General features: G+C 73.2%; 11 protein-coding genes, 3 tRNA genes and 1 riboswitch. Of the genes, 2 read left to right on the top strand and 12 right to left on the bottom strand.

Annotated elements, in window-relative coordinates:
• Positions 1–22: 22 nt before the first annotated feature.
• The 8 genes from AB0M18_RS27315 to AB0M18_RS27280 form a co-directional block, all read right to left on the bottom strand.
• Complete coding sequence (locus tag AB0M18_RS27315) at positions 23–970, bottom strand: aldo/keto reductase (RefSeq protein WP_365762456.1); 948 nt, start codon at positions 968–970, stop codon at positions 23–25.
• Positions 971–1,051: 81 nt separating this feature from the next.
• Positions 1,052–2,140 carry a M23 family metallopeptidase gene (locus tag AB0M18_RS27310; protein ID WP_365762454.1) on the bottom strand — a complete coding sequence of 363 codons (1,089 nt, stop codon included), beginning with the start codon at positions 2,138–2,140 and terminating at the stop codon, positions 1,052–1,054.
• 11 nt (positions 2,141–2,151) lie between these two features.
• Positions 2,152–2,298, bottom strand: a riboswitch (cyclic di-AMP (ydaO/yuaA leader).
• Between the two features lie 287 nt (positions 2,299–2,585).
• A complete protein-coding gene (locus AB0M18_RS27305; protein ID WP_365762495.1) occupies positions 2,586–3,677 on the bottom strand; it encodes a PP2C family protein-serine/threonine phosphatase in 1,092 nt (363 codons plus the stop codon).
• A gap of 160 nt (positions 3,678–3,837) precedes the next feature.
• Complete coding sequence (locus AB0M18_RS27300) at positions 3,838–5,079, bottom strand: MFS transporter (RefSeq protein WP_365762493.1); 1,242 nt, start codon at positions 5,077–5,079, stop codon at positions 3,838–3,840.
• A 92-nt stretch (positions 5,080–5,171) separates the two neighbouring features.
• A complete protein-coding gene (locus AB0M18_RS27295) occupies positions 5,172–6,206 on the bottom strand; it encodes a PLP-dependent cysteine synthase family protein (RefSeq protein WP_365762452.1) in 1,035 nt (344 codons plus the stop codon).
• Between the two features lie 86 nt (positions 6,207–6,292).
• Positions 6,293–6,694 (bottom strand): hypothetical protein, encoded by a 402-nt coding sequence (locus tag AB0M18_RS27290; RefSeq protein ID WP_365762450.1) that lies wholly within the window; start codon positions 6,692–6,694, stop codon positions 6,293–6,295.
• A 153-nt stretch (positions 6,695–6,847) separates the two neighbouring features.
• Positions 6,848–6,921 (bottom strand) — tRNA-Met (locus AB0M18_RS27285).
• Positions 6,922–7,008: 87 nt separating this feature from the next.
• Positions 7,009–7,548, bottom strand: a complete 540-nt coding sequence (locus tag AB0M18_RS27280; protein WP_365762448.1) for a rhodanese-like domain-containing protein — start codon at positions 7,546–7,548, stop codon at positions 7,009–7,011.
• A gap of 199 nt (positions 7,549–7,747) precedes the next feature.
• Here AB0M18_RS27280 and sigJ point away from each other — a divergent pair, with 199 nt between their 5' ends.
• Positions 7,748–8,632, top strand: coding sequence for an RNA polymerase sigma factor SigJ (sigJ, locus tag AB0M18_RS27275; protein WP_365762446.1), 885 nt, complete (start codon positions 7,748–7,750; stop codon positions 8,630–8,632).
• Positions 8,633–8,725: 93 nt separating this feature from the next.
• On the opposite strand, the gene AB0M18_RS27270 is transcribed toward sigJ, so the two are convergent.
• The 4 genes from AB0M18_RS27270 to AB0M18_RS27255 all read right to left on the bottom strand — a co-directional run bounded on the left by AB0M18_RS27270 (position 8,726) and on the right by AB0M18_RS27255 (position 12,549).
• A tRNA-Lys gene (locus AB0M18_RS27270) sits at positions 8,726–8,798 on the bottom strand.
• A 149-nt stretch (positions 8,799–8,947) separates the two neighbouring features.
• Complete coding sequence (locus tag AB0M18_RS27265) at positions 8,948–11,164, bottom strand: DEAD/DEAH box helicase (protein ID WP_365762444.1); 2,217 nt, start codon at positions 11,162–11,164, stop codon at positions 8,948–8,950.
• A 201-nt stretch (positions 11,165–11,365) separates the two neighbouring features.
• Entirely contained in the window at positions 11,366–11,893 is a 528-nt protein-coding gene (locus AB0M18_RS27260) for a hypothetical protein (protein WP_365762442.1), read from the bottom strand.
• A 305-nt stretch (positions 11,894–12,198) separates the two neighbouring features.
• Positions 12,199–12,549: a metallopeptidase family protein gene (locus tag AB0M18_RS27255; RefSeq protein ID WP_365762440.1), complete on the bottom strand. Its 351-nt coding sequence runs from the start codon at positions 12,547–12,549 to the stop codon at positions 12,199–12,201.
• Positions 12,550–12,687: 138 nt separating this feature from the next.
• On the opposite strand from AB0M18_RS27255, the gene AB0M18_RS27250 reads away from it, so the two are divergent.
• Positions 12,688–12,760, top strand: a tRNA-Glu gene (locus AB0M18_RS27250).
• Positions 12,761–12,771 lie beyond the last annotated feature (11 nt).

The raw sequence follows: 12,771 nt of genomic DNA, 5'->3' as shown, positions 1-12,771 counted from the left end.
GGCCTCAAAGCCCCCGGGTCCCTCAGACCGCGGACGCCTCCGTGAGCGTGGCGAGTTCGGCCTCGGTGAGCTCCAGGTCGGCGACCGCGACGAGGGCCGGGAGCTGCTCGACCGTGCGGGCCGAGGCGATCGGCGCGGCGACGGTGGGGCGGGAGGCGAGCCAGGCGAGGGCGACGGTGGCGAGCTCGGCACCACGGGCCTCGGCGACCGCGTCGAGGGCGGCGAGCACCCGCCGACCGCGCTCGGTCTCCAGATGCCGGCCGGCACCGGCGGCGCGGACGCTGTCCACGGTGCTGCCCGCGCGGTACTTGCCGGTGAGGAATCCGGCCGCGAGGCCGTAGTACGGCACGGCCGCGAGGCCGCGCTGCTCGACGACGTCGCGGAGCGGGCCCTCGTAGGTGTCGCGGGAGACCAGGTTGTACTGCGGCTGGAGCGCCACGTAACGGGCGAGGCCCTCGGCCTCGGCGAAGTCGAGCGAGGCCCGCAGCCGCTCCGGGGAGATGTTGGAGGCGGCGACGGCGCGCACCTTGCCGTCCTTCACCAGCTGGTCCAGGGCGGTGACGATCTCCTCCACCGGCACGGACTCGTCGTCGAAGTGGGTGTAGTAGAGGTCGATGTGATCGGTGCCGAGCCGGCGCAGCGACTCCTCGGCGGCGGCCTTGATGTTGGTCGCGCCCAGGCCCTTGAAGCCCGGGTGGGCACCGACCTTGGTGGCGACGAGGATGTCGGAGCGGTTGCCGCGGGAGGCCATCCAGCGCCCGATCACCGTCTCGGACTCGCCGCCCTCGTTGCCCTCGGCCCAGGCCGAGTAGACGTCGGCGGTGTCGACGAAGTTGCCGCCGGCGGCGGCGTAGGCGTCGAGCACGGCGAAGGACTGCGCCTCGTCGGCGCTCCAGCCGAAGACGTTGCCGCCGAGGGCGAGCGGGAAGACGTGCAGGTCGGAGGTGCCGAGGCGGCGCAGAGAGCTCATATGGAGATCAACTCCGCGGGCCGCCACCGGTATTCCGCGCCGCTGTCCCTCAGAGAGACCGGCCCCCGGAGAGACCGGCCCTCAGACGGACAGGCCCTTGTCGCGCAGCCAGGCCGCCGGGTCGATGCCGTCGCCGGACGGGGTGTGCACCTCCAGGTGGAGGTGGGGGCCCGTGACGTTGCCGGTAGCGCCGACGCGGCCGATGGTCTCGCCGGTACCGACGGACTGGCCGACGCCGACGGTCATGGAGGAGAGGTGGCAGTACCAGATCTCGGTGCCGTCCTCGAGCTCCAGGACGATCCGGTAGCCGTAGGCGCCGGACCAGCCGGCCGACTTCACGGTGGCGCCGTGGACCGCCTTGACCGGGGTGCCGGTGGGGGCGGCGAAGTCCAGACCGGTGTGGTAGCCGGAGGACCACATGGAGCCGGCCTGGCCGTAGGTGGAGGTGATCGTGTACGAGGAGGTCGGCAGCGCGTAGCTGGCGGCGAGCTTGGCCAGGCGCTCGGCCTCGGCCTTCGCCGCGGCCTCCTCCTCGGCCTTCCGCTTCGCCTCGGCGGCCGCCTTCTCCGCCGCGTCGGCCTTGGCCTGGGCCTCCGCCGCCGCCTTCTCGGCCGCGAGCTTCTCCGCGGCCTCCTTCTCGGCGGCGTCGGCGGCGGCCTGCTGCTGCTCGGCCTGCTGGAGGATGCGGGCGCGGAGCGCCTCGCCGGCGTCGGCGGTCGCCGTCTGCGTCCCGGCCTCCTCGCCGCCGGCGCCCTGCGGGGCGGTCTCGCTGGTGGTGTAGGTCAGCGCGGTGAGCGGCTGGGTGGCGTTGCCCGCGGTGTCGGAGGTCTTGTCGTCGTCGGAGCCGATCAGCTCGCCGACGCCGGGCAGGTCCGAGGCGTCGGGCAGGTCGACGTCCGGGAGCGCTATCGAGACCGGGGGCTTCTGCTGCGCGGTGGCCAGGCCGCCGGCACCGACGGCGGCGATGACACCGACGCCGAGCACGGTGGAGGAACGCGCGAAGTTGGAGCGCTGCTTGACGACACGGTGGCGTCCGCCGGAGCGGTTCTGCGCCCGCAGGGAGTCCTCGGTGGGGTTCCACTCCTCCGTGCCCCCGTCCAGGGCGCCCACCTGGCCGGCGGCGTCGTAGGAGGCGAAGGGGGTTTGCGGAGCAGGGGTGTTGGACGCCACGGAGGCGCTCTCCTTTCCTTCCTTCTCGCCTACCGGGTTAGCTGACGGGTTCGGAGCAGGAAGGTCTCCTACGGGCCTGCCGCACGAGTGCGGTGGGGCCCGATTCACCCCAAGTGGTGGTTCCCCGGTTCCCTTGCGGAATTCGGCGCACGCGCACGGTGCCGTCTCTTGCGACGGCTGGGACGACCGCGCTGCGTTATCGAACGTTAATAGACGCGACCCTCCGATTCCAAGCTGTTCCTCTTGATCATTAGCTGGATTGGGAGGGAATCGCCCGAGTTGAACGCCCTTCAGAAACACAGCCGTTCGCACGAGGAATCTGACGCCACGTCAATTGTTATCGGAGGGAGACCCTTCGGCTACACCCCGTCATCACCCCGTCATCACCCTGCCGTCGCCCCGCATCACCCTGCCGTCGCCCCGCATCACCCGTCGTCGCCCCGCATCACCCGTCGTCGCCCGGCACCACCGGCATCGTCCGGCGCCGTTCCGGCTGGCCCGCCGCCGGGCGGCTCACCGCGAGCAGCGCCATGTCGTCCGTCGTGTCCCCGCCCGTGTGCCGCCGCACGTCCGCCACCAGCGCGTCGAGCAGTTCCTCCGGCCCGGGGAAGATCCGCCCCGCGAGCCGCTCCTTCGGGTCGTAGAACGCGCCCGCCGCGTCCCGCGCCTCCGACAGACCGTCCGTGTAGAAGAGCAGCGTCGCGCCCGGCGGGTACGGGGTCACGTCCACCCGGTCCGGCCAGACCGCCAACTCCCCCATGCCCAGCGGCAGTGCGGCCTCGCTCGGCAGCAACGGCTCGACGCCGCCGTCCACGTGCAGCAGCAGCGGCTCCGGATGCCCGCGGTTCACCACCCGTACGACCCGGTCACCGCCCGGGATCTCGGCCAGCACCGCCGTCGTGAACCCCTCGAAGGCATCGAGCCCGGTCCGCCGCGTGCCCTCCCGGGCCAGCGCCCGTTCGAGCCGCTCCGCCACCCCCTCCAGGGTCGCCTCGTGCTCGGCCGCCTCCCGGAAGGCGCCGATGACCACCGCCACCGCCTCGACCGCGTCGAGCCCCTTGCCCCGTACGTCGCCGACCACCAGACGTACCCCGAAGGGCGTGTCCTGGACCGCGAACAGATCGCCGCCGATGAACGCGTCCGCCTGCGCCGCCTCGTACCGCGCCGCGATCTGCAGCCCGCCGATCCGCTCGGCCGGCGCCGGCAGCACGGCCTTCTGCGCCGTCTCGGCGATCACCCGGGCCGAGGCCAGCCGTTCCCCGCTGCGCCGCACCACCCGGTTGATGAGCACGGCGAGCGCCGAGACCGTGAGAACCGTCAGCGTCCCGGTGAGCGCGGGGATCTGGTCGGCCGTCCTGTTGTAGAAGAGCAGACCGACGCTCGCGAGGACGGCGGCGACGCCGGTGATCAGGGTGATCAGGGTGGAGAAGAAGGGGGCCGCGATCAGCGGCGCCGCGGCGAGCATCGGTGCCGCCGAGTACGTGGGCGGACTCGCCAGGTCCAGGGCGACCCCGGTGCAGAGGATCAACGGCGGCAGCGCCCGGAGGAAGCGCCGGGCGCCGCGGTACGAGCCGGGGTCGTCGCCCCCCGGCCCGCCCCGGGGCCCGCCCGGCGCTCCCGCTGCTCGCGCCACCTGTGCTCTCCCTGGACCTTGGTGCGCCCGGCCAGGGACAGCACCGGGACCACCCCAGGGTCCGTCAGCCCGTAGGGGTCGGCGACTCCTCCTCGGCCGACTGGCGTACGGCGGGACGCTCCGCGAGCCGCCCGCCCCGGGCGAGCGCCGCCATCGCCGCCGCGCAGCCGAGCCCGACCGCGCACAGCACCAGCCACGGCGCCGCCGACCAGCCGGTCGCGTCGAGCAGCACGCCCGTCCCCAGGTTCCCCAGGGTGATGCCGATCCCGCAGACCGTGTTGTAGAGCCCGTAGTGGGTGGCCACCCAGCGCCCCCGGGACAGCGCGACCACGGTGTCCATCTCGTACGGGTAGAGCACGGCGTTCGCCACGGCGAGCAGCGCCGCGCACAGCAGCAGCGCCGCGAGCGGGCGCCCGAGCGCGGCCGGCACCAGGAACGCCGCCCCCATCAGCCCCAGACCGAGCACCAGACACCGCTCCCGCGAGAGCCGCGCCCGGCACCAGGCGGTGATCCGCAGCTGCCCGGCCAGCGCCACCAGGGCCGAGACCACGAACAGCGCGGTGGTCGCCGCCGTGCCGTCCGCGGCCAGCGGCAGCGCCAGATAGACCTGGAAGGACAGCACGTACGAGCCGGTCATCGCCAGCGAGAACAGCCAGAAGGTGCGGTTCGCCAGCACCGTGCGGAACTGCCCGCGCGCCTCCCCCTGAAGGGCCTCCCCCTGAGGGGCCTCCGGGGTCTTCCCGCGTACGGGCAGATGCCGCAGCTGTACGGCGGTGAGCGCGGCGAACAGCAGCGCCGCCACCACGCAGGTCAGCCGGAACGACACCCCTGTCAGGGCCACCCCGGCGAGCGGGCCGAGCAGAATGCCCGCCTGGTAGTACGCGTTGAACAGGGCGAACGCCTGGACGCGCCGCTCCTCCCCGGCCTCCGCCGCCAGATAGGCCCGCACCGCCGGGTTGAACAGCGCCCCGGCCAGGCCGGTCGCCAGCGAGGCGGCGATCAGCGTCGGCAGCGACTGCGCGAAGGCGAGCGCGCCGAAACCGATCGTCCGCAGCGCGCACCCGGCCACGATCAGCGGCTTGAAGCCGAGCCGGTCGGCGAGCGCGCCGCCGACCAGGAACATGCCCTGCTGGGACAGGTTCCGCGCGCCGAGCACGAGCCCGACCGCCCAGGCCGCCATGCCGAGTCCGTCGGCCAGATGGGCGGCCAGGTACGGCATCAGCATGTAGAAGCCGAGGTTGATGGTGAGCTGGTTGAGGAAGAGCAGCCGCACGGCCGGGTCGAAGGTGCGCGTCTGCTTCCAGATCCCGCCCTTGGTCCCGCCCTTGGTCCCGCCCTTGGTTCCGCCCTGGGTCCCGCCCTGCGCGGGCTCGGCCGAGGCGCTGTCCGTCGGCGCGCTCAACGGACCGGCTCCGCGCGCTTCAGCGCCCGCCGGGTCCAGCCGCTGACCGGCTCGCCCTCGGCGAAGACGGCCGGCTCGTCCCGTACGGGACCGTCGAGCAGTCCGTGCGCCGCGCAGTACTCGTCGTTGAAGACGGTGTCGAAGTAGCGCTGCGGCCCGTCGGGGAAGACGGCGGCGATCCGGGTGCCGCGCGGGCGGGTACGGGCCAGCCAGCCGGCCACCAGCGCGACCGCGCCGACGCTCCAGCCGCCGGTCGCGAACTGCCGGGCGGCCAGTCGGCGGGCCGCCCGTACCGCCTCGGCCGGACCCACCCAGTGCACCTCGTCGAAGGCGCCGTGGTCCACGTTGCCCGGGTGGATGGAGGAGCCGAGGCCGCGCATCAGGCGGGGTCCGGCCGGCAGTCCGAAGACGGTCGAGGCGATCGAGTCGACCCCGACGAGCTCCAGGGCGGGGCTGGAACCGGCGCGCAGCGCACGGGAGATGCCCGCCGAGTGGCCGCCGGTGCCGACGGCGCAGACCAGCACGTCGATCCGGTCGAGCTGCCCGGAGAGCTCGGCGGCGAGTCCGGCGTACGCCTCGGGGTTGTCGGGGTTCCCGTACTGGTTGGGCCACCAGGCCTCGGGGAGGGCGAGCAGCAGCTCGGCCACCCGGTCCATCCGGGCCTGCTGCCAGCCGCCGTGCGGGCTGGGCTCCGGCACGACGTGGACATGGGCGCCGTGGGCGGTCAGCATCCGCTCCACGATCGGTTCGAGCCCGGGGTCGGTGACGACGTGCACGGGGTGCCCGTGCAGGATCCCGGCGAGCGCGAGGCCGAGCCCGAGCGTCCCTGAGGTGGACTCGACGATCGGCGCGCCGGGCCGCAGCTCGCCGCGGCGGCGGGCCGCCTCGACCATGTGGAGCGCGGCGCGGTCCTTGATGCCGCCGAAGTTGAAGCCTTCGAGCTTGGCCCAGTAGCCGTCGTCCATCCACAGCACGGGGGTGTTGCCGACGGTCTGACCGGCGACGGAGAGGAGGTTGGCGGGGTGCGTCATGGGGGTTGCGTCCCTAGGGGTGAGGTCGTCCCGCGCGTGCGCGGGCGTACGGAAGAAGCCGAGGTCGCGGTGGTGCGCGACCCGGCTCAGTTCCGGTTCACTCCGAGGGCGATGAGCAGACCGCCCGGCGCGGGGCCGGGCCCGGCCCGCCCGCGGACGCAGCGCGTGTGCGGGGCCTCGGGGAACACCTCGTCGTACGCGAGGAGGACGGCGCCCGCGGCGTCCGGCGCCGACAACGGGGTCCCGGTGGACTGCGCGGGCAGATGGGCGTCGAAGGACCAGCCCCCGCCGGGCCGCTCGCAGCCGTGCGGCAGCTCGGGCGCGGTGGCGGCGGTGACGCCGGCGCCGGAGGGGCCGCCGGCGAGCGGCAGGGAGTGCCCGTGGGCGCCGTGACACACGCCCGCGACCAGCGCGAAGAGCGCGAAGAGCAGCAGGAGGGCGGGGGCCCGCCGTCCTGCTTCGCACACTGTCACTCGTCGGTCACTCATGGTGTGCGCGAGGCTACGTGGCGCGCTCGCCGATCCGCAAAAGGACAGGCGCGGTTTTGGCCACCGTTTACTTCGGACGCGCCCGCTGGAAGTCCTCGGAGAACGACGAAAGCCCGGATCCGTCATCCGGATCCGGGCCTTCGTGCTACTGAGTAGCGGGGACAGGATTTGAACCTGCGACCTCTGGGTTATGAGCCCAGCGAGCTACCGAGCTGCTCCACCCCGCGTCGGTGAACACCACCTTACGGCATGGTCACCCCAGATCGGAAATCCATATCCGCAGCCCTCTCAGCAGCCGTCCTCGGCCGCCGCTCTCAGCAGCCGCAGTCCTCGGCGTCGACCGGTGCCGTCAGCGGGTCCGCGGTCTGCTGGGCGGGGCCTTCCCAGGTCTCGTACGCGAAGCCCTCGCGCACCCAGTACTCGAAGCCGCCCAGCATCTCCTTCACCCGGAAACCGAGCTCGGCGAGGGCGAGCGCGGCGCGCGTGGCGCCGTTGCAGCCGGGGCCCCAGCAGTACGTGACGACAGGGACGTCCTTGTCGAGGAGTTGCTCGGCCTGCTCGGCGATGAGCGCGGTCGGCAGATGGACGGCGCCGGGCACGTGGCCCTGGTCCCAGGAGGCGGTGGAGCGGGAGTCGAGGACGACGAAGCCGGGGTCGCCGCCGGTGGCGCGGGCGTCGGCGAGGGCGGCGGCCACGTCGGAGACGTCGGCGTGGAAGGCGAGACTGGCGGAGAAGTAGGCAGCGGCGGCGGCCGGGGAGGCCGGCGGCGTCCGGAGCACGGGGTTGCCGGGGTTGACCGGGTTGCCGGGGTTGACCGGGCTCACGGGGTTGACCTGGGGCGATGTCGTCGTCATGGTCATCAATCTAGGGACGGTGATCATCGTTCTGAAGGGACCATCCACGGCGGTCGGGGGCCTCGGCCGGGGATTCCCGGGTGTTCGGCGATGTGCGGCGCGGATCTCACGTTTCTCGTGTCGCACGGCCCGGAACCCGTCACATTCCCGGACGCTGGTCCGTCATGTCGGTGTGGACCACGACGAAGGGGAAGCGCTGGTGACGGACAAAGACCTGGATCAGGAGGGGCTGGCGGCACGGTTCGAGACCGACCGCGGGCATCTGCGGGCGGTCGCGTACCGGATGCTCGGCTCGCTCAGCGAGGCGGAGGACGCCGTCCAGGAGGCCTGGTTCAGGCTCAGCCGCTCCGACGTGAGCGAGGTGCGCAACCTCAGCGGCTGGCTGACCACCGTCGTCGGCCGGGTCTGCCTGGACCTGCTGCGCTCGCGCGCCGCCCGGCGCGAGGACCCGCTCGAGTACTACGTCCCCGACCCGGTCGTACGGGAGGAGGGCACCGCCGACCCCGAGCAGGAGGCGCTGCTCGCGGACTCGGTCGGGCTCGCGCTGCTCGTCGTCCTGGAGACACTGGCCCCGGCCGAGCGCCTCGCCTTCGTCCTGCACGACATGTTCGCGGTGTCCTTCGAAGAGATCGCACCCATCGTCGACCGCACCCCGGCCGCCACCCGCCAGCTCGCCAGCCGCGCCCGCCGCCGCGTCCAGGGCGCCACCCCGGCACCGGCGCCCGACGCGACCCGGCAGCGCGAGGTCGTGAACGCCTTCCTCGCCGCCTCCCAGGCCGGCGACTTCGAGGGCCTGCTCACCGTCCTCGACCCGGACGTGGTCCTGCGCGTCGACGGCGGCGTCCTGACCGCCGCCGCCTCCAAGCTGATCCGCGGCGCCGAGGCGGTCACCGCCCAGGCCCTCACCTTCTCCAAGTTCCGCCACTCCGCCCGCCCGGTCACCGTCAACGGCGCCGCCGGCCTGGTCTCCCTGGCGAACGGCGCCCCGATCGGCCTCATGGCCTTCACGATCGTCGAGGACCGCATCATCCGCATCGACATCGTGGCGGACCCGGAACGCCTCGCGGCCCTGGGCGTGCGCTGAGCCTCCCCCGCCGACGGGTGAGCGCTCACCCGTCGGTGGAACGCAGAAGCCCCCTGCTGCCGGTCTGACGGACCGACACAGGGGGCTCACGGGTAGGCCGTGTGGGACTCGAACCCACAACCAATGGATTAAAAGTCCACTGCTCTGCCAATTGAGCTAACGGCCCGTGGACAAGCACACCCGAGCAGCATAGCCCGATACGCCCTGCAAACCGATCGGGTATCGGCCGCGGGGCGCGGTGCGGTGTCGGAAGTGCGGAACGCCCGCACCCCCCTTGGCAGGGGATGCGGGCGTTCGGGCGTGGGCTACGAGGCGTCAGCCGTTGCGCTTCCAGCGCGGCTTGTCGTCGCGGCGGAAGCCACCGCGGTCGTCACGACGGTGGTCGTCGCGGCGGCCGAAGGGGCGCTCGTCGCGGCGGTCGCGGTTGAAGGACGGGCGCTCGTCCCGACGGTCGCGGTTGAAGGGGCGGTCGCTGCCACGGTGGCCGCCGGCGGGGCGGTCGTCGCGGCGGAAGCCGCCACGGTCGTCACGACGGTCGAAGTCGCGGCGCTCCTCGCGGCGGAACGACGGACGGTCGTTGTCCCGGCGGTCGTCACGGCGGTCGCGGTTGAACGACGGGCGCTCGTTGTCCCGGCGGAAGCCGCCACGGTCGTCACGACGCTCGTTGTCCCGGCGGTCGTCCCGGCGGTCGCGGTTGAACGACGGGCGCTCGTCCCGACGGTCGTCACGGCGGAACGACGGACGGTCGTTGTCGCGGCGGAAGCCACCGCGGTCGTCACGACGCTCGTTGTCCCGGCGGTCGTCCCGGCGGTCGCGGTTGAACGACGGGCGCTCGTCCCGACGGTCGTCACGGCGGAACGACGGACGGTCGTTGTCGCGGCGGTCGCGGTTGAACGACGGACGGTCGTCGCGACGCTCCTCACGGCGCTCCGCGTCGCGGCGCTCCTGGCGGGCCCGCTCGGCCTCGGCGGCGGCAGCGGCCGCGGCGAGCTCGGCCTCGGCGGCCTCGGTCACCTCGGCGACGGCGGCGTCCGGGTCCTCGCCGCGCTCGCGGGCGGCGCGGGCCACCAGGCGGTCGGCCTCCTCGCGGAGCTCGACGGCGCGGCGCTGCAGGCGCTCCAGCTGCTTCGTCAGGTCGGCGACCTCGCGCTCGGCCTGCTTGGCGGCGTTGTTCGCGGAGTCGGCCTGGACCTCGGTCAGCGAACGGGCGCCGGTGATCTCGGCGACCTCGGGGTCGAAGGCGCCGGCGCCACCGACGATGTGGCGCGAGGCGTCGACGCCCGCGTCCTCCATCAGACGGAAGATCTGGCGGCGCTGGTGCGGCAGGGCCAGGGAGACCACGACACCGGAGCGGCCGGCGCGGGCGGTGCGGCCCGAGCGGTGCAGGTAGTCCTTGTGGTCGCCGGCCGGGTCCACGTTGAGGACCAGGTCGATGCCGTCGACGTGGATACCGCGGGCGGCGACGTCGGTGGCGACGAGGACGTTGACGTAACCGTCCTTGAAGTCGGCCAGGGTGCGGGTACGCGCGCCCTGGGTCATGCCGCCGTGCAGCGCGTCGGCCTTCACACCGGCGTCGCGCAGCTGCTCGGCGACGCGGTCGGCGCCCAGCTGGGTGCGGACGAAGATGATGGTGCGGCCCTTGCGGGCGGCGATCGCGGCGGTGACCGGGGCCTTGTCCTTCGGCTTCACGACCAGGACGTGGTGGGTCATCGTCGTGACGGCACCGGCGGACGGGTCGACCTCGTGGGTGACCGGGTTCACCAGGTAGCGCTTGACCAGGCTGTCGATCTCGTTCTCCAGGGTGGCGGAGAAGAGGAGACGCTGACCGCCGGCCGGGACCTGGTCGAGCAGCTCGGTGACCTCGGGCAGGAAGCCCAGGTCGGCCATCTGGTCGGCCTCGTCGAGGACGGCGACCTGGACCTGCTCCAGGGAGCAGGCGCCGCGGTTGATGATGTCGCGCAGTCGGCCCGGGGTGGCGACGAGGATGTCGACGCCGCGCTCCAGGGCGTAGATCTGGTTGCCCATCGACGTACCGCCGCAGACGACCTTCATACGGAGGCCGAGGACGTCGCCGTACGGCTGGAGGGCGTCCGCGACCTGCATCGCGAGCTCACGGGTCGGGGTGAGGATGACGCCGCGGGGCTTCTTCTTCTCGGTCTGGCCGCCGGCCAGGGTGGCGAGCAGCGGGAGGCCGAAGGAGAGGGTCTTGCCGGAGCCGGTACGGCCGCGGCCGAGGATGTCCTTGCCGGCCAGGGCGTCCGGGATGGTCGCGGCCTGGATCGGGAAGGGCGTGGTCACGCCGTTCTGGGCGAGCTTGCGCACGACGCCCTCGGGGAGACCCAGGTCACCGAAGGTGATCTCCGGGACCTCGGGAGTCTCGTCGGCGGCCTCGTCGGCGGCGGTCACGTCGGCCTCGACGTCGGCGTCGAGCTCGGCGTCGACATCGAGCTCGGCGTCGAGGTCGATCTCGACGGCCGCGTCGACGATCTCGTCGTTCTCGGGCATGACGGCGTGATCAGAAAAAATGGACATGCGAAATGCGAAACCTTCCGGAGTCTCGGCACGCGCCCGTCAACTCCGTGTTTCGCACTACGGACCGCCTCAATGCGGTCAGCCACGGCAAGGGAGAGTACGCGCCAGTCACGGCGCTCTTCGGTCTTGGCGCCGGGCAAATGGGATCAAACGATCTACCACCATACGCACTCTCCCCCACCCAAGGCAAACCGACCCCCGTCACACCGGCCCGGCCTGCGGCGATGCCTCCGGCTCCCGGGCCCTTCCGGGCCCGTCGGCCGCCCTCATGGCACCCAGATGGGTGTCCGCGCCGGGCGTCGTGGTCGGCGTCTCGGAGACGGTCGGCTCGGGCGTCGGCTCCTGCGTGGGCTCCGGGGTCGGCTCCTGGGTCGGCGTGGGCGTCGGGTCCACCGGCGGCGGGGTCTCCCCGCCCGGCACCCCGGCTCCTCCCGGACCCGCGCCGGAACCGTCCGGCCCGCCCGGCGGCCGCTGCGGCTTCGGCCCCTTGCCGGGACCCTCCGCGTCCGGCGTGCCGGACGGCGTGGCCGACGCGCTCGGCGAGCCGCTCGGCACCGGCGTCTCCTCGCCCTCGCCGTCCGGGTCGGGGCCGGTACGGCCCGTACGGTCGTATCCGCTCCCGCTGTGACCGCCGGACAGCCCGCCGTCGGCCGCGGTCCCGGCCGCCTCGCCCCGCTTGCCCGCGGACGTGCTGGGCGCCGGCTTCGCCCCGTCGTCGCTCACACTCATACAGCCGCTCAGGCCCGCGCAGGCGGCGACCGCCAACGCGGTGGCGGCCCATCGCACAGGGGTGGGCAAATGGCGCACGGAGGCACCTCCAGGACATGACGGGCAGGCAGGAACGGGACGCTGGTCGAACGCGTTGCCCTGCCCAACTCCCTGGGCGCCACAAGGGACACGCCCGAAAGGCACGCCCTCTCACCCCCGCCCGCCCCGGGCGACCCCGGCCACCTCGGGCGACGCCGCCCACCCCGGGCGACGCCGCCCACCCCGGGCGACGCCGACGCGCCCCGGGCGACCCCGCCCGTCCCGGCTCAGCCGTAGCCGAGCGCGTGCAGCCGCTCGTCGTCGATGCCGAAGTGGTGGGCGATCTCGTGGACGACGGTGATCTCCGTCTCCGCGACGACGTCCTCGCGCGACTCGCACATGCGCAGCGTGGGACCCCGGTAGACGGTGATCCGGTCGGGGAGCACCCCGGCGTACCACTCGCCCCGGTCGGTCAGCGGCGTCCCCTCGTAGAGCCCGAGCAGCTCGGGGTCGTCCGGCGAGGGCTCGTCCTCGACGAACACGGCGACGTTGTCCATCAGCCGCGTCAGTTCGGGCGGGATCCGGTCCAGGGCTTCGGCGACGAGCTCCTCGAACTCCTCGCGCGTCATCTCCAGCACGCGCCCATTCTCCCCCGCCGTCCCCCGCCCGGGGGCGCCTCCCGCTTGCGGGGCAGAAACCGTTTTGGCGATAGCGGCCGCCATCCCATATGCTTCTCACGTCCCCGACGCGCTGAGAAGCGCGCAGGTGAGCCTCTAGCCCTCATCGTCTAGTGGCCCAGGACGCCGCCCTTTCAAGGCGGTAGCACGGGTTCGAATCCCGTTGGGGGCACGCATTACCGT

Source organism: Streptomyces sp. NPDC051909 (genome assembly GCF_040681095.1).
In the GTDB taxonomy this organism is placed as follows: domain Bacteria; phylum Actinomycetota; class Actinomycetes; order Streptomycetales; family Streptomycetaceae; genus Streptomyces.
Note: the sequence above shows the minus strand (reverse complement) of the source record. Positions and strands in the feature narration are given on the sequence as shown.

What these genes read in the sequence shown, in the direction of transcription:
- AB0M18_RS27315 (WP_365762456.1), bottom strand. Translation starts at nt 970, where the DNA reads ATGAGCTCTCTGCGCCGCCTCGGCACCTCCGACCTGCACGTCTTCCCG.
- AB0M18_RS27295 (WP_365762452.1), bottom strand. Translation starts at nt 6,206, where the DNA reads ATGACGCACCCCGCCAACCTCCTCTCCGTCGCCGGTCAGACCGTCGGC.
- AB0M18_RS27290 (WP_365762450.1), bottom strand. Translation starts at nt 6,694, where the DNA reads ATGAGTGACCGACGAGTGACAGTGTGCGAAGCAGGACGGCGGGCCCCC.
- AB0M18_RS27280 (WP_365762448.1), bottom strand. Translation starts at nt 7,548, where the DNA reads ATGACGACGACATCGCCCCAGGTCAACCCCGTGAGCCCGGTCAACCCC.
- AB0M18_RS27265 (WP_365762444.1), bottom strand. Translation starts at nt 11,164, where the DNA reads ATGTCCATTTTTTCTGATCACGCCGTCATGCCCGAGAACGACGAGATC.
- AB0M18_RS27260 (WP_365762442.1), bottom strand. Translation starts at nt 11,893, where the DNA reads ATGAGTGTGAGCGACGACGGGGCGAAGCCGGCGCCCAGCACGTCCGCG.